At 64.2% G+C, this 15,384-nt stretch carries 13 protein-coding genes; 8 read left to right on the plus strand and 5 right to left on the minus strand.

Going from position 1 to position 15,384, the window contains the following annotated elements:
* Positions 1–117: 117 nt before the first annotated feature.
* Positions 118–915, minus strand: coding sequence for a class E sortase (locus ACIRP7_RS02340; RefSeq protein ID WP_403652777.1), 798 nt, complete (start codon positions 913–915; stop codon positions 118–120).
* 286 nt (positions 916–1,201) lie between these two features.
* On the opposite strand from ACIRP7_RS02340, the gene ACIRP7_RS02345 reads away from it, so the two are divergent.
* Both ACIRP7_RS02345 and ACIRP7_RS02350 read left to right on the plus strand, forming a co-directional pair.
* Entirely contained in the window at positions 1,202–2,674 is a 1,473-nt protein-coding gene (locus ACIRP7_RS02345) for a beta-1,6-galactanase (protein WP_403652780.1), read from the plus strand.
* Between the two features lie 116 nt (positions 2,675–2,790).
* Positions 2,791–3,801, plus strand: a complete 1,011-nt coding sequence (locus ACIRP7_RS02350) for an SEC-C domain-containing protein (RefSeq protein ID WP_403652784.1) — start codon at positions 2,791–2,793, stop codon at positions 3,799–3,801.
* Positions 3,802–4,207: 406 nt separating this feature from the next.
* On the opposite strand, the gene ACIRP7_RS02355 is transcribed toward ACIRP7_RS02350, so the two are convergent.
* Positions 4,208–4,687, minus strand: a complete 480-nt coding sequence (locus ACIRP7_RS02355) for a hypothetical protein (RefSeq protein WP_403652787.1) — start codon at positions 4,685–4,687, stop codon at positions 4,208–4,210.
* Positions 4,688–4,984: 297 nt separating this feature from the next.
* Between ACIRP7_RS02355 and ACIRP7_RS02360 the strand changes: the two genes are divergently transcribed.
* Together ACIRP7_RS02360 and ACIRP7_RS02365 are read left to right on the plus strand one after the other, a co-directional pair.
* Positions 4,985–5,833, plus strand: coding sequence for a hypothetical protein (locus ACIRP7_RS02360; RefSeq protein WP_403652790.1), 849 nt, complete (start codon positions 4,985–4,987; stop codon positions 5,831–5,833).
* A 190-nt stretch (positions 5,834–6,023) separates the two neighbouring features.
* On the plus strand, positions 6,024–6,569 hold the full coding sequence (locus ACIRP7_RS02365; RefSeq protein WP_403652793.1) for a hypothetical protein: 546 nt from the start codon (positions 6,024–6,026) through the stop codon (positions 6,567–6,569).
* Between the two features lie 545 nt (positions 6,570–7,114).
* Here ACIRP7_RS02365 and ACIRP7_RS02370 read toward each other — a convergent pair.
* Positions 7,115–7,306 carry a DUF5707 domain-containing protein gene (locus ACIRP7_RS02370; RefSeq protein ID WP_403652796.1) on the minus strand — a complete coding sequence of 64 codons (192 nt, stop codon included), beginning with the start codon at positions 7,304–7,306 and terminating at the stop codon, positions 7,115–7,117.
* 203 nt (positions 7,307–7,509) lie between these two features.
* On the opposite strand from ACIRP7_RS02370, the gene ACIRP7_RS02375 reads away from it, so the two are divergent.
* The gene (locus ACIRP7_RS02375) at positions 7,510–10,578 is read left to right on the plus strand and encodes a DUF3427 domain-containing protein (RefSeq protein WP_403653029.1); all 3,069 of its coding nucleotides are present in this window, start codon (positions 7,510–7,512) and stop codon (positions 10,576–10,578) included.
* Positions 10,579–10,660: 82 nt separating this feature from the next.
* Here ACIRP7_RS02375 and ACIRP7_RS02380 read toward each other — a convergent pair whose 3' ends face one another.
* Positions 10,661–11,323, minus strand: a complete 663-nt coding sequence (locus ACIRP7_RS02380) for an ATP-binding protein (protein ID WP_403652798.1) — start codon at positions 11,321–11,323, stop codon at positions 10,661–10,663.
* Between the two features lie 202 nt (positions 11,324–11,525).
* Between ACIRP7_RS02380 and ACIRP7_RS02385 the strand changes: the two genes are divergently transcribed.
* The 3 genes from ACIRP7_RS02385 to ACIRP7_RS02395 all read left to right on the plus strand — a co-directional run bounded on the left by ACIRP7_RS02385 (position 11,526) and on the right by ACIRP7_RS02395 (position 13,527).
* Positions 11,526–12,374, plus strand: a complete 849-nt coding sequence (locus ACIRP7_RS02385; RefSeq protein WP_403652801.1) for a helix-turn-helix domain-containing protein — start codon at positions 11,526–11,528, stop codon at positions 12,372–12,374.
* Positions 12,371–12,571, plus strand: a complete 201-nt coding sequence (locus ACIRP7_RS02390; RefSeq protein WP_403652804.1) for a DUF397 domain-containing protein — start codon at positions 12,371–12,373, stop codon at positions 12,569–12,571. Before ACIRP7_RS02385 ends, ACIRP7_RS02390 begins: the two co-directional genes overlap by 4 nt.
* A gap of 122 nt (positions 12,572–12,693) precedes the next feature.
* Complete coding sequence (locus ACIRP7_RS02395; protein ID WP_403652805.1) at positions 12,694–13,527, plus strand: DUF6551 family protein; 834 nt, start codon at positions 12,694–12,696, stop codon at positions 13,525–13,527.
* 779 nt (positions 13,528–14,306) lie between these two features.
* Here ACIRP7_RS02395 and ACIRP7_RS02400 read toward each other — a convergent pair.
* Entirely contained in the window at positions 14,307–15,365 is a 1,059-nt protein-coding gene (locus tag ACIRP7_RS02400) for a DUF262 domain-containing protein (protein ID WP_403652808.1), read from the minus strand.
* Between the last annotated feature and the right edge of the window lie 19 nt (positions 15,366–15,384).

Below are 15,384 nucleotides of genomic sequence, written 5' to 3' on the forward strand. Positions count from 1 at the left end.
CGCCACCTCCTCCGCCGGCGACCTCGCCCACGGCGCGGACCTCGCGATGCTGGTCTCGGCGGCCCTGGCACTGGTGGCGGCGGCGAGCGTGACGGAGCTGCGAGAGCACTGAGCTCCTCAACGCGGCCGCTTCGACACGAGCTTGCCCCACACCACCAGCCGGTACCGGGACGTGTACTCCGGGGTGCACGTGGTGAGGGTGAGGAAGTGACCGGGCACGGTGTAGCCGTAGTTCGGACGGACCGTCGAGCGCGGGACGGGGCGGAGCACTCCCGAGTCGCGGGCCGAGGTCTGGCGCAGGATCCTGTCCACGGCGTACGTGTAGACCGCGCTCCGCGTCTCCACCCGGACGGTGTCCCCGGGCGTGAGGCGGTTGATGTACCGGAAGGGCTCGCCGTGGGTGTTGCGGTGCCCGGCGAGCGCGAAGTTCCCGGCGCCGCCCGGCTGCCCGGTGCCGGGATAGTGGCCGACGTACCCCTTGTTGAGAACGCTCTGCTTGCCGACGCCCTGGGCGACGGGGACGCGCAGGTGGAGGCGGGGGATGTCGAGGATGGCGTACGCCTTGGACAGGTCGGGGGTCGCGGAGCCATCGGCCGGAGAAGCGGGCGAGGAAGAGGGCGGGACGGCCGTACCGGAATCCGCAACGGCGCTCGGGTCGGAGGCCGTGTCGGAGGCCGCGCCGGGATCGTCGCCCGCCGCACCCGATCCCCCCTCCTGGTCCCACTGCCGCTCCAGCGCCTCGACCTTCCGCTGAGCGCCCTCCTTGGCCTCCCGGTTGGTCCACCACAATTGGTGCACGACGAGCAGCAGCAGGACCATCCCTGCGGTGACCAGGAGCTCCCCACCGGTCCACACCGCGCGTCGGCGCCGCTCGCGCCGGCGCCGGGCTCCGTGGTGCATGACGCGCTGCTGCATACCTCACGCCTCCTCGGACGGGGCCGCCCGCACGATAAGGGCCGGGCCTCCAACTCACCAGTGCCGAACCTCGTAGAGCGGGTGGAGAGGTCGGAGCGGTCGCCGTGCGCCCGGCGCAGCGGTCGGCGCGTCCGGCATACCGAACTTCCTCCACAGGTTTTAGGAAGGGCTGTCAGAACTCTCGACAACCCCATTGGCCGCACCCGATGCTTCGTCGTGGCATGAACGGGGCAGGCCACGGCGCGGGTCAGAAGGCCGCGCCGATCCATCGGAGTTCGGAGTAGCCATGATCCGACGCAGAACGCTGCTGACAGCCGCAGGAGGCACCCTCCTCGGCAGCGCGCTGGCCACCGGTACCGCCCGTGCGGACGCAACGATCGCGGTCAGCCCGGGGACGTCGTACGGCACCTGGGAGGGCTGGGGCACCTCCCTGGCCTGGTGGGCCAACGTGTTCGGCGCCCGGGACGACTTCGCCGACATCTTCTTCACCACCAAGTCGACGTCCTACAACGGCACTTCGCTCCCCGGCCTCGGCCTCAACATCGCCCGCTACAACCTGGGCGCGTCCAGCTGGAACTCCGTGGGCGGCACGTCGATGACCGCCTCGCCGAACATCCCCGCCTTCAAGCAGATCGAGGGCTACTGGCAGGACTGGAACAACGAGGACCCGACGTCCTCGGCGTGGGACTGGACGGCCGACGCGAACCAGCGGGCGATGCTGGTGAAGGCGACGTCGAGGGGCGCGACCTCCGAGCTCTTCGCCAACTCCCCGCTGTGGTGGATGTGCAGCAATCACAACCCGTCGGGCGCCTCGGGCGGGGGCAACAACCTGCAAACCTGGAACTACCGCCAGCACGCCTCCCACCTGGCCGCGACCGCCCTGTACGCCAAGAACAACTGGGGTGTGAACTTCTCGACGGTCGACGCCTTCAACGAGCCCTCCTCGTCCTGGTGGACGGCGACCGGCACGCAGGAGGGCTGCCACATGGACGCGACGGTCCAGTCGGCCGTACTGCCGTACCTGCGCAGCGAGTTGAACAACCGTGGCCTGACCGGCGTGAAGATCTCGGCCTCCGACGAGACGAGTTACGACCTCGCCCGCACCACCTGGAACTCCTTCAGCTCGACCACGAAGGGGTACGTCAACCAGGTCAACGTGCACGGCTACCAGGGCGCGAACGGCCGCAGGGACCTCCTCTACACGGACGTGGTCACCACGGCCGGCAAGAAGCTGTGGAACTCCGAGACCGGTGACAGCGACGGCACCGGCTACACCATGGCCTTCAACCTGCTCTACGACTACCGCTGGCTGCACCCCACGGCCTGGGTCTACTGGCAGGTCATGGACCCGTCGACGGGCTGGGCGATGATCGCGTACGACCAGAGCACCCTCCAGCCGACCGCGGTCCAGACGAAGTACTACGTCATGGCCCAGTTCGCCCGGCACATCCGCCCCGGCATGAAGATCATCGACACGGGCGTGAGCAACGCGGTCGCGGCCTACGACTCCTCGGCCAAGCGCCTGGTCATCGTGGCCCTGAACACCTCCACCTCGGCCCAGACCCTGACCTTCGACCTGTCGAAGTTCACGACGGTGACGGGCGGCTCCGGCGGCCTGGTCCCGCGCTGGAACACGGTGACGACGGGCGGCGACAAGTACGTGTCGTACTCCAACACCTTCCTGAGCGGGAAGTCGGTGGCGGTGCCGTTCGCCGCGAAGGCCGTGCAGACGCTGCAGATCGACGGCGTGACGATCTGAGGTGACACGTGAAGGGGCGGGGGGTGCGGGCCGGGCCCGAGGCTCTTCTCCTGTTAACCGGGCCCTGGCCTGCACCTCCCTCTTCTTTGTCACTGATCGGCAGTACGGTGTCACCCATGCGCCCCGACACGCCTGCCGAGAACGTCGACCACACCGCCGAAGCGGCGCGCCTGGAGCGGACCGCCGACCGGTATCCCGAGGACGCCGAAGCCCTGCTCCTGCAGGCCGCGGCCCATCTGGAACTGGCCGGCGACCGCCCTGCCGCGTCCTCCCTCTACGACCGCCTGCTGGCCACGCAGGGGAGCCTGGAGAACCCGTTTCTCGTCCGCGCCCTGAAGGCCGCGAACCTCTGGGAGTACGGCCATGAGGCCGAGGCCCGCGCGATCATCGAGGGCGTCCGCGTGGCATCACCCCGGGACCCGGCCCCCTGGGTGATCGTCGCGGAGGCCCTGGAGTCCCACGACGAGCTGGAGCAGGCGCAGGAGACGTTCACGGAGGGAGCCAGGGTGCTCCTCACAGACGTAGCGGAGCCGCCGTACTCCACGCATCCGCTGCTGTTCGGCCGCCACCGCGTCCGCCGCATGCTGGGCCTGCCCCACGACGACTGGGACGTCCTGGCGGACACCCTCCACACCTCCCCGGTCTCCCTGGACGAACTGCACGACCCGAAACGCGTCTGGTCGCTCGGCTCGGAGAACCCGGCGGAACTGGAGGCGGAGATCTCCCGCCTGCGCGCGGAACTCGGCACGTTCAGGCAGGCGCTGTCCCGCCCCTTCCCGGTAGCGGTCCTGCACTGGCCCGCCTCCGAACTCACGGAGCTGGTCGACGCCTACCCTTCCCTCTCCGCGGAGTACCCCTCCCACGAGGAGCACCTGGCGACGATAGAGGCGTCCCTGCGCGAACTGTCGGCCTCCGGCACGGCGAACCTGGGCATCGTGACAGGCACGGTCCCGTCGTACGAGGCCTTCGCAGCCTCGGAGGGCACGTCCCCGGCGGAGCCCTCACTCCTCCCCCAGTACGCGACGACCCTGGCGGCGCGTGGGCGTGCGGTGGAGTGGCCGCCGCAGCGGGGGACGGCGTGTTGGTGCGGGTCGGGGCGGGTTTATGGGGAGTGCCACGGGGAGTGACGCGGGGAGGGGCCGGGTCGGCTCTCGGCCCCTCGCTGTTCCACGGCGCAGTTGGTGTTCCGCCTTCACCCCACCCGAGGCACACCCGCGCTCCCACCGGCCGCAAGTCGCTAAGCAAACCGGGCGTGCCGCCGAGGCGCGAACGCGCAAATCCAACTCTGCTCACAGGGCAGCCAACCCCTCCCCCACCCACCGGGGCCACCCATCCTCCAGGCCGCCCGCTCGCTTCTTCCCCGTGCTGGAGCGGACTGGGTCAAGGGTCGGCCGCAGGCCGATCGCCGAAGGCGACGCGACCGCAGGGAGCCCCCTTGAGGCAGTCCGCGGAAGCACGACACTGCAAAGAAGCGGGCGGCCCGACGGCACCTGTGAAGTGAGCGGTGCCGCTGGACGGTTCAACGCCCCTGGATCAGCCGCACCGGATGTCCGGAGTGCTGAGGGTGTACTTCACCCCGCCCCGGATCAGTGACCCGCTCAGGTGGATGCACTCATTGGTCGCGTCGAACCAGGTATAGAGCGGCCCGGCGTAGTAGTGGTAGTTCGCCGGGTGCTCCGGCGGCGGGTCGGCGGCGTAGTCACCGCTCTCGTCGTGGAGGTACAGCGTGATGTTGGACGCCAGACCGTCGTAGGGGCTGGAGAAGAACTTCGCGCAGTTCCGCTTGGTCGAGGCGTTCCAGTAGGTGCGCGCGTAGCCGCCCCCGTTGCTCCCCGAAGGGCTCTTGGCCCAGTAGGACTTGCCGTCCCAACTGCCGCTGCACTCAACAGCAGCAGGAGCGGCGGCAGTTGCTGACTCGGCCGGTGCCGCCTGCGCGGTCGGGGCGGCGACCAGACCAAGCATCAGAGCCATGACACCGAGGCCGAGCAGCTGTGTTCTCCGTAAGCGCTTCATCCGCAACTCCTGTGGTGAGATGTCGCTAATCCGGTACATGACACGAAGCACTCGGAATGTTCCGCCTGTCGCGGAGTCAACACCCGGCTTTTTCACGAAATCTCCGCCTGCCTGCGTCCAGCGGACCGGCTCGACACCGACAGGTCCCTGGGCGCCGCCCCCACCTACGCCGGGAAAGACACACTATTTACCCAAAGGATCTTCACTGATCCCGAACCGAGTTCCTATGATGCGGAGATCAACAGGCCCAGCCAAGGGGGGACTTGGACGGGCCTCTCAGATTCCCGTGGGGGATTCATGCGTATACGCGTTGCGGCCGCCGTCATCTCGGGCACCGTCGTTCTGTCCGCGCTCGCTGTTCCGGTGGCCGCCCAGGCGGCGGAGCGGACGGGTGCGGCGGCGAAGCTCGGTTCCTTCACCTCGAAGTCCGTTCAGCCGAGAGACTCGTTGGGCAACACCAAGTTCTCGAACGCCGTCATCAACGGCGGCAAGGACATCGTCCTCGGCACCACCGGCACGAAGTCCGTCACCGTCACATACACCGCCAAGGACCAGAACGGCGTCGCCCTCACCGAGGCCTTCCTGTGGCAGGGCACCGACAGTTCGACCACGGACGGCATCACCGGTGGCCTGGGGACGGACGACGACCCCGTTTGCACGGAGACGGCGACCCAGGGCACCTACACCTGCAAGGCCGTCTTCAACATCCACCCCGCCACCGACATGAAGGACAACGGCGTGGCCGGGACCTGGAAGCTGTTCCTGGGCGCCTGGGACCTGTACGCGAACGCCAGCTACAACGACGACGTCGCCACCGTCGCGATCAAGAAGGCCTCCACACTGACCGCCAACGCCACGCCCGAGCCGGTCAAGAAGGGCAAGACCATCACGGTCACGGGCAAGCTCGCCCGCGCGAACTGGTCGACGGGCAAGTACGCGGGCTACGTCTCCCAGCCCGCGAAGCTTCAGTTCCGCAAGAAGGGCAGCAACACCTACACCACCCTCAAGACGGTCAAGACCAACAGCACCGGCGTCCTGAAGACCACCACCAAGGCCACGGTCGACGGCTTCTACCGCTACGTCTTCGCGGGCACCCCGACCACCGCCGCAGCGACTGCGCCCGGCGACTTCGTCGACGTCAGGTAACCAGGGCGCGCAGGAGGTGGGTGGCGCGGGTGGGGTCGGTGCGGAGTTTGGTGAGCTGGGCCGAACAGATCAGCCGACCCCGCCTTCACCGTCCCTGCGGCATGCTCGGGGCACGCAACAAATCGATCACGGTCGGACCACGCACGTCCAGTCCGTGAAAACCTGATCGCTCGTCAATCAAGGGGCTCCCATGCGCGACCGCGTCCCGTCACCTTTTACCTCGACCGCCGCGATCACCGTGACCGTCATGGCCGCCGCAGTGCTGCTCAGCGGCTGCGGGAGCAATCAGGGCAGTACCACCGCCACCAGCGCGCCGCCCAGCCCGCCCGCCTCGGCAACCACGGCCACCGCGACGCCCACGTCCACCCCCACTGCCGACGCAGCCCGACAGGTCGCCAGTTGGTACGAGCAGGGCGGCCGGGCGAAGATCACAGCGCTCAGCGACTCGGCGCGCAAGACCGCCAAGAGCGCCAACGATCCCGTCATGCAATCCTTGGGCTGCCTCAGCGTGGCCCAGAAGGCCGGCGCTGCTCAGGTTTACCCGCCCATCCCTGACACCCAGGCCCAGGCGTCGTGGAGCAAGGCCCTGACGCAGCTGCAGCAGGGCGGCTACATCTGCTCCGACGGGGTGCAGAAGAAGAACACGGCCCGCGCGTCCCAGGGGATGGCCACGATCCAACACGGCCTGACCGACCTCACCACCGCCCTCTCAAGGATCAATGCCGTCCTCAACTAAAGCCGGTGAGACGGCGCAGCCGGCCCGCGCTCGGGACCGCGATCCGTTCCAGCGTCTCGGGGTCCACCATGGACCGGATCGTAGAAGGCGTACCGGCAGCGGCGGGCAGGAACCGGCGAAGCCGCCCTGCCAGACGATCTACAGCGCAGACAGCTGCCCACGACCAGCACGAGCACCCCGAACGAACGTGACGGAAGACCTCCTGACCAGTGGTTTTGAAGTTGGCGCATGCTCGCTGTGTTGCAGGGCCGTTCACGCGTTGAGTCTTTGCTGACAATGGCCCCCACCTGCGTCAGCCAGCCGGAGCCCACCTCGCCGCCCTTGAGCACGCGCTCCCACGCGGTCCGGAAGACCTCGGCCGTCAGCTCCTCGGCCGCACCACTGTCGGGGATCCGGCGCTACCGGAACACCTTTTCTCCGAACCCGCTCCGGGGGCCAACTTCACGGCGCTCGGGGCAGAAGGGCGCACGTCGCCTCGACTGCACGCGCGCCACAATCACGCGTGTGTGCGGATCACCCAGCGGTGAAGTCCGCCGCCTACGTGTTTAGCGTCGTGCCGCCGTCCCCGGCAAGACCCCGCGGGGAACCGTCGGCTTCGGCGCGGGTGACGGCGACTTCATAGGTGCAGCGCACGGTGTGCGCCCCCGAGGCTTGCAGACCGCCGGTTCCGCGGCGGCCATGTCCTTGGTGGTCAGCCCCTTCTTGGCGAAGGAGGAGGTCGCCGGCCAGGCCAGCACCTGTGGCGCGATCTGACCAGGTCTCGACTGCCTGAAAATGATCGCTTGTCTACACGACGCCTTCGATTGTCAGTGGTTGCTGTTAGAACTGATCCCTATCGGTGGGAGAGATCGAAGGAGCAGTCGTGGCGGATGCGGGGGACCCGACACAGTTGGGCGAGGGCGTCTACGAAAGGCTCGTCACGCAGGATCTTCAGGATCAGATGGTGGACCTCGAAGCCGCAGGATGGAAGGCCATCGACGCGGAGGTGAGCAAGGAGTCCACGCCCCACGTACTGGCCCGACACATCGGCGAGGCGGTGGGACGCAGGCTGGCCCAGCTCTCCCAGAAGGAGGCGGTGGCCGTCGCCAACCGCATCATGCAGTCGTTGGCAGCCAGCGCGCCCGACCCGGACGAGGACGGGATCAGCAGCAGCATCGCCGATGGTCCTCGCCAGTTGCTAGCCGTCGCCGAACCGGAGGCCCCTGGCGTATACGCGATCCGTCCGCTGACACCCCTCTCCGAGACGGCTCTGATCACCAACGCTCCGGACGACCCCAATCTGGGCGCCGAACTGCGTGCGGAACTCGCGACGGCCAACCGCATCGACTTGCTGTGTGCATTCGTCAAGTGGCATGGCATAAGAGTGCTCGAAGATTCGCTCCGCGCGGCGACGGAGCGGGGAGCCAAAATCCGGGTCATCACGACCACCTACATCGGAGCCACGGACCGCCACGCCGTGGACCGGCTGGTGCGAGAATTCGGCGCCGAGGTCAAGGTCAATTACGAGATCCGATCGACGCGACTTCATGCGAAGGCCTGGTTGTTCCGTCGTAATACCGGCTTCAATACGGCCTACGTGGGCAGCTCCAACCTGTCCAAGGCCGCGCTGCTGGACGGTCTGGAGTGGAACGTAAGGCTGTCGTCGGTCGCTACGCCCCGAGTGCTCGACAAGTTCGAGGCGACATTCGACGCGTACTGGAACGACTCCTCCTTCGAGTCGTACGACCCCGATGAGGACGGCGAGCGACTCACCGACGCCCTGGCCCGGGCGGGCGGAGGCGGGTCAGGCGACGACCTCAAGATCAACCTTTCCGGACTCGAAGTACAGCCGTTCCCGCACCAGCGGGACATGCTGGAACGCCTTCGCGTCGAACGCGTGATTCGCGGCCACCACGAGAACCTCCTGGTCGCGGCGACGGGCACCGGCAAGACCGTCATGGCGGCTCTGGACTACCGCACCATGCGTGACCAGCAAGCGGGGCAGCTCCCCCGGCTCCTTTTCGTCGCACATCGCAAGGAGATCCTGAAGCAATCTCTGCGCACCTACCAAGAGGTACTCGCCAACGCTTCCTTCGGCGAGTTGCTCTTCAACGGCCAGGAGCCCAGCGAATGGACTCACGTCTTCGCCAGCGTCCAGTCCCTCAACCTCCAGCGCCTGGAACAGCTCGCACCGGACCACTTCGACGTGATCGTCATCGACGAGTTCCACCACGCCATGGCGAGCACATACCGCCGCGTCCTGGACCACTTCAAGCCGACGGAGCTGCTCGGTCTCACCGCGACGCCCGAGAGGATGGACGGGCTCAACGTCCAAGACGAATTCTTCGACGGCCGGATCGCTGCCGAAATGCGCCTGTGGGAGGCGCTCGAAGCCGACCTGCTGTGTCCTTTCCACTACTTCGGAATCCCGGATGGCACGGATCTGACTCAGTTGAATTGGCGTGCGGGTTCCTACGACCGGGACGAACTCGGCAATGTCTACACGGCCAGTGACGCTCGGGCTCACATCGTCATCAAGCAGGTCAAAGACAAGATCGCCAACCCTGCGGCCATGCGGGCCCTGGGTTTCTGCGTGACCAAAGCACACGCGCATTTCATGGCGAGGCAGTTCGAGAAGGTCGGCTTCCAGGCTGCAGCTCTCGACAGTGACTCGACTGCCGCAGAGCGCGAGCGGACACTGACGGATCTCAAAGACGGCAAGATCCAAGTCATCTTCTCGGTGGACTTGTTCAACGAGGGCCTGGACATCCCCGACGTCGACACCCTCCTTCTCCTGCGCCCCACGAACAGCGCGACCGTCTTCTTGCAGCAACTGGGGCGCGGCCTTCGCCGTACGCCGAACAAACCGGTGCTGACGGTTCTTGACTTCATCGGCCAGCACCGGGCCGAGTTCCGCTTCGAGGAGCAGTTCCGCGCGCTGACGAACCTGTCTCGCAACCGACTGGTCGACAGCATCGAGCGTGACTTCCCCCACCTCCCATCCGGCTGCCAGATCATCTTGGAGGGGAAGTCCAAGAAGCTCGTGCTCGACAACATCCGCACGCAGCTCAACGCCACCATCAACACGCTCGCCAAGGAAGTCAGGGACTACAGCACGCCCACGCTCGATGCCTATCTGCGCGAGAGCAGGCGGGACATCAAGGAGCTCTACAAGAGCGACAACTCGTGGACCAAGGTCTTGCGTAAGGCGGGCGTCGTGAAGGAGGCCCCGCCGCCCGGCGAAGAGGACCTCCTCAAGCGCGTCCACGCTTTTCTCCACGTCGACGATCCCGAACGGGCTCAGATGTATTTGCGCCTACTCGCCGACGACGCCCCTGATTACGACTCCCTCACCCACGCCGAACAGGCATACGCCCGCATGCTCTTCTTCAACCTGTGGGACAAGGCGGGCGGCTTCTCCGGCTATCGGGATGGCCTTGAATCCCTTCGGGCCCAGCGCCTGCTCCGGGACGAACTCCAGCAGGTGCTGTCGTATGTCCTCGACCGCACCGACCACTTCCCCATCGCCCTTGATGGACCGCTCAGCCACCTCCCCCTGAAGATCCACAGCGCGTACAACCGTTCCGAGGTCTTGGCCGCGTTGGGGGTTGCCCGCCTGGGTGGACAGATGCCCGGAGTCTTCAGCCAAGGCGTGAGCTGGATCGAGGAGATCAAGACGGATGCCCTGCTGATCACCTTGGAGAAGAACGAGCGGGACTTCTCTCCCAGCGTCCGTTACAAGGACTACGCGATCAGTCCCACCCGCTTCCACTGGGAGTCGCAGGGCAACACTCCGGAGAATTCCCCGACAGGTCTGCGCTACCAGCGACACAAGCAGCAAGGGAGCCACATCCTGTTGTTCCTCCGCCGCTACAAGCGCAACGCGATCGGCAAGTCGGAGCCGTGGATGTTCCTGGGCCCGGCTACGTACGTGGATCACGCCGGCAGCAAGCCGATGGCGATCACGTGGGACCTCCATCACGAGCTCCCGGCCGATGTCTGGACTTACTCGACCATTGCGGCCGGATAGTCACGGAGGATTCGGGCCACCATCGGCAGACGTGATCAGGCCTTTCAGCGCCGTCCGTGGCCCGATCCCTCACTCAATTCCTTCAGGTGGTGAGGACTTCAGTCTCTTCAGCCTCCACCTCGAAGCGGGTCTGTGCGCGGTCAAGAGCCTCGTCGGCGTCGCGTCCGTGAGCCCTCAACCAGTGAAGGACGTCGACCATCACATCGATCGCCGCTTCTTCGACCACCGCCACCGCTCCGGTTCCTGCCAGCCACAGGTGCTCCCGCTCGCAGCCGTAGCCTCTCAGCAAAGACTCCACTCGGTTCACCCGAGCACCCCCTGAGTGCCCCTCGGCTGAAGGCAACTCTGTCGGCAGCTCACACCATGTCACTTTGTGGTCAGCCTGGAGCTGAACGCCCCAACGGTCGGTGACAGCGCTGACCAGCGCCATTCCTCTGCCGGACTCGGCATCCAGCTCGGCATCGAGGAGCACCGGCAGGGCACGGGTGTCGGAGTCGTGAACCTCGATCCGTACACGGGTTCCACTCATAGACACGACGAGGGTGCCGGGCGTACCGGTGCCCACATGACTGATGACGTTCGACACGAGCTCGCTCACACAGAGCTGAGCAGCATCGATGACTCCGTGAAGGCCCCACAGCCCCAAGTGAAGCCGCATGATCCGCCGTAGCGCCGCGACCTCCTGCGGTTCTGCCGTGAAGGGAAGGCTCCAGGGCTTCCTTGAGACACCAGCGATGCAGTCCATCCATCAACACCTCTACCTTCGAGTCGAGATGCGGAGTACATCCACCCGCATACAGAGAGTTGCATTGGAACTCTCAAAATGGAACTCTCACTTCTCGCCTCTGGTGGTGCAGGTGCCCAGCGAGCGCCCCCGGCGCACGCCACCTTGCCGTCCACTTGGGACAACCAGGACGATCTGCTGATCGACACGAAGGGCCGTAGGAATGGCAGTTGGACCCACGACACGAAGGCGCCAACTCGGCGCCGACCTCCGCCGTCTCCGCGAACGAAAGGGGCTGACCCTCGAAGAGGCAGGCGCCCGCGTAGGCATCTCGAAGGCGACTCTCAGCCGTTACGAGACCAAGGAGGGCACGGTCAAGTGGCCGGCTGTCGACGCCCTTTGTCGCGAGTACGACGCTTCCGATGAGGAACGCCTCGCTCTAGTGGAGCTTGCGAAGGGCGCCAAGATCCAGGGGTGGTGGCGATCTCTCGCCGACCCCATCCCTGAGTCGATGAACCTGATGCTCACGCTTGAGAACGAAGTCGTACGCGAGGATCACTACGCGTGCATGTACATCCCCGGCCTACTTCAGACCCGGGCCTACGCCGAGGCCGTTCATCGAGCATCTGAAGTGCACTGTCCAGAGCGGGAAGTGCAGCACATGGTCGACATCCGCATGAAGCGCCAAGAGCTCCTCGACCGCGAAGACCCACCACACATCTGGTGCGTGATCGATGAGGCCGCGCTTCGGCGTCAAGTAGGCGGCCGCGACGTTATGCGGGTCCAGCTCCAGCACCTTCTCACCATGTCACGCCAACCCCACATCACGGTGCAGGTGCTCCCCTTCTCAACAGGGGCTCACGCCGCAGCCGTTGGCAGCTTCGCTGTCTTGCGGGGCCCTACTCCAGAACTGGATGTGGTGTACCTGGATCTCCTCGGCGGTGGATTGTTCATGGAGAAGCGGCCCGAACTTGAGCGTTATAGATTGGCGTTCGAGTATCTCAGCGCACAGGCACTGGATCTCGAGTCCTCGGCAGAGATCGTCCACCGCATGAGCAAGGAGTCCAGATGACGGCGACCTCGACGCACCAGTGGTTCAAGTCCTCCTACAGCGGTGGGAGTGGGACCGAATGCGTCGAAGCCACCCACGTCGGCAGCGACGCCCTAGTACGCGACTCAAAGCAAGCGGACAGCCCGATCGTGACCTTCACGGGTCACGCCTGGCAAGCCTTCATACAGGGCTTGAACCGTAGGGCGTTTCGCACCTGACAAGGATGGGCGGGCACCTCACCCCCCTTACGCCTCAAACTACTTGAAGCAGAAGAACCACACTATTAACATCCCTTGTGCACCGCTTCCCAAAATCCGGCATCGCCGACCATCCCCGAAACGTGGTGCAGAAGGGCACATTCATGCCTAAGGCTCGGTACACGTTCGAACTCCCGGTCCACGAAGTGGACTACGGGAAGGAGGTCGCGATCAGTGCCCTCAGCATCGACCCCCAAGCGCAGCGCACTCTGAACGAAAAGCGCGCGCAGAACATCGCGAATCACCTGGTTCGAGAAGCCATCGGCTCCATCGTCGTCTCTCAGCGGGTTGACGGTGACCTCTACATCGTTGACGGCCAGCACCGTTGGCGCGCATGCGCCCTCGCAGGGATCCCCACCATCCGGGCCGACATCCATCATGGCCTAACGCAAGCCCAGGAAGCCATTCTCTTCCTGATCAAAAACCGTGAATCGCACAAGCCCCGCCCTATCGACGAATACCACGTGGGTCTCACCGGTGGCGTGCCGCTCTTCGTCGACACCGATCGCATCCTGAAGAAGCACGGCCTGGCCTTGGGCTCCTCATCCACGAACAGCGTCGGCGCCGTGTCAGGGGTGCTTCAGATCACCGATCGCTACGGAGCTCCCATTTTCGATCGGACGCTTTCCATCGCCGAGGATGCCTGGGGGCGCGCCGCGGAATCGTGGGACGGCATGCTCCTCGGCGGCATAGGCATGTTCCTTGGCCGCCATGGTGACCTCGTCGAGGACAAAGAGCTTGCCAGGAAGATAGAGCGGATGGGCTCGGCTGCCAAGTGGCGCTCCGAGATCCTCAGCCAGTCGTCCCGTGGCGGCTTCAACAACAGCGGCACCGGCTCTCGCGTCAGCACTGCCTACCGGATGGTTGGAAACGCCTGGAACAAGGGCCGCAAGGTGGAGAATCGCATCGAGATCTAAGCCACGGCGAGAGAATTCAGCCCTATCTCCCCTCGGCGATCGAAGCCACGGTTCACTGAGACAAGGCTTAGATTTTCGTCCCCCCTCTTTCAGAGGGGGGACGCATCTTTGTCAGACGGCCGCCGCTTCAGCAATCGCCGTTAGGGAATCTATCCACTGTCTGAAGCGTGTGACCCCACCAAGCTGGAGGTCATGAGTATGAGCGGTGACATGGCCACTCATGTAACGGCGAGCCCTCAGTAGAGAATTACTACCCTTATGGGCAATGAAATTTCTAATTACTCTTATTTCTTCAATTGGATTACTAGAGACGAATCCGGCGCCGAGCGAAACCGATGACGAAGTAACTGCCGTTATTATTTGCTGAGAATTATTTAGCTGCAACTCCTGCGTCATGTCAGATATCGCGTTCTGATCGTACCAAGATGGCTCGCCGGCCATTGCCCGAACACTATTGGATCGCGATCTCGACGCTCGGACTAAAAGGTCTACCGCTTGCCTTTCAGCCAGGGCCGCCGCAGGAGAATAGAGACTTCCAGACGTACCCGTGACCTGGATCGAGGAACACGACGATAGGAGCAGCCCTCGCATGAAGCGGTTCCATGAATCCCAAAGGGAAACGACACATCCATCATCAATGGGATCATAGTCGATTACTTGGCTGGATACAGTTACTGAGCCAGTAGACGCATGAAAGACAGCCTCAATAGCTGAGGCTTCGGCTGCAAATGCGTCTACAACATCCTGCAGCTTGCTCGATATCACAGACACCGTTAGCCCTACTCAGCATACTGTCCGGCGAGGGCTCGGCAGAAGTACTCGAATCGAATCTGGCGGCTACGGATTCGCTGTGTGCTCGTCTTGGACTCCACAAGGGCCACAAAGCCCGACACGTCTTCAGCCGGACTGCCGAGAACTACGTTCAGCGCACCCAGAGACTCGACTGCCTTTTCCTTGGATGTTAGCAGTTTACCTGGCTCGGGAACCTTATCGAAGGATAGACGGCCAGCAGGAAGCTTTTTGTGAACATACATCAGCGCCGCGATGATCATCAGCGAGTGGGGGCGTTGCACAATGGGTTCTTTGGCAAAGTCCTCAAGAAGGCCTGCCGCCTCAAGAAGTATTGCTACGACCTCATCTTCGACTGGGAGTTCATCAGGAGTGGACTCTTTGCAAGTTTCATATAGACGGGTAATTCGCGGCTCGCCGCCGTCTGTAACACCTTCGAGCCAAAAACCTAGAATCTCAGCAACGAACGATTGGTCCGACATTCGAACCCGATCCCTGTTCGAGATCACACCCAGGTCCCAGAGGGGCTTAACGCGGCGAACAATCGATTTCACCAGGGCACTGAAATCATTATCAAATCGCGCATTGCGCAACTCTGCCTCGTTTACCGGAATTGCGTACGAGTTGATACGAACGAAGACCTCAAGAACATCCTCATCCGTGGCGTTGATTAGCTGCTCACACGTAAGTTTATACTCGAGGAACGAATCCTTCAGGTCATCGTCAAGATTCGCGTAACGCAGCCCTTTCAGGTCTCCAGCCTTTGGACCCAGAGCAAATTTTCCTGACGCGAAGTCTATGATTGCCCTGAGTCGCTGCTGTCCATCTACTACGTCACGGATAGTCCGTCGAGTATCCCGATCCACAGTTGTGCGCAGCAAGAGTTTCGGAATGGGGTACCCGCGCAAGATGGAGTCAATAAGATAGCTGCGAGCCGGGGATGGCCAAACAGGACCTCGCTGAAACTTGGGGTTGAGTATGAGTTCTTTGTCATCATCCCACTTCAGGAAGTCTGCGATCGTGTAGTGCTGAGGAGTGCTCCCACGCATGCGTTCCCGCTCTCGTTGA

The sequence above is a fragment of the Streptomyces sp. NPDC102270 genome (assembly GCF_044766405.1).
In the GTDB taxonomy this organism is placed as follows: domain Bacteria; phylum Actinomycetota; class Actinomycetes; order Streptomycetales; family Streptomycetaceae; genus Streptomyces.

What these genes read in the sequence shown, in the direction of transcription:
- ACIRP7_RS02340 (WP_403652777.1), bottom strand. Translation starts at nt 915, where the DNA reads ATGCAGCAGCGCGTCATGCACCACGGAGCCCGGCGCCGGCGCGAGCGG.
- ACIRP7_RS02345 (WP_403652780.1), top strand. Translation starts at nt 1,202, where the DNA reads ATGATCCGACGCAGAACGCTGCTGACAGCCGCAGGAGGCACCCTCCTC.
- ACIRP7_RS02350 (WP_403652784.1), top strand. Translation starts at nt 2,791, where the DNA reads ATGCGCCCCGACACGCCTGCCGAGAACGTCGACCACACCGCCGAAGCG.
- ACIRP7_RS02355 (WP_403652787.1), bottom strand. Translation starts at nt 4,687, where the DNA reads ATGAAGCGCTTACGGAGAACACAGCTGCTCGGCCTCGGTGTCATGGCT.
- ACIRP7_RS02360 (WP_403652790.1), top strand. Translation starts at nt 4,985, where the DNA reads ATGCGTATACGCGTTGCGGCCGCCGTCATCTCGGGCACCGTCGTTCTG.
- ACIRP7_RS02365 (WP_403652793.1), top strand. Translation starts at nt 6,024, where the DNA reads ATGCGCGACCGCGTCCCGTCACCTTTTACCTCGACCGCCGCGATCACC.
- ACIRP7_RS02375 (WP_403653029.1), top strand. Translation starts at nt 7,510, where the DNA reads ATGGTGGACCTCGAAGCCGCAGGATGGAAGGCCATCGACGCGGAGGTG.
- ACIRP7_RS02380 (WP_403652798.1), bottom strand. Translation starts at nt 11,323, where the DNA reads ATGGACTGCATCGCTGGTGTCTCAAGGAAGCCCTGGAGCCTTCCCTTC.
- ACIRP7_RS02385 (WP_403652801.1), top strand. Translation starts at nt 11,526, where the DNA reads ATGGCAGTTGGACCCACGACACGAAGGCGCCAACTCGGCGCCGACCTC.
- ACIRP7_RS02390 (WP_403652804.1), top strand. Translation starts at nt 12,371, where the DNA reads ATGACGGCGACCTCGACGCACCAGTGGTTCAAGTCCTCCTACAGCGGT.
- ACIRP7_RS02400 (WP_403652808.1), bottom strand. Translation starts at nt 15,365, where the DNA reads ATGCGTGGGAGCACTCCTCAGCACTACACGATCGCAGACTTCCTGAAG.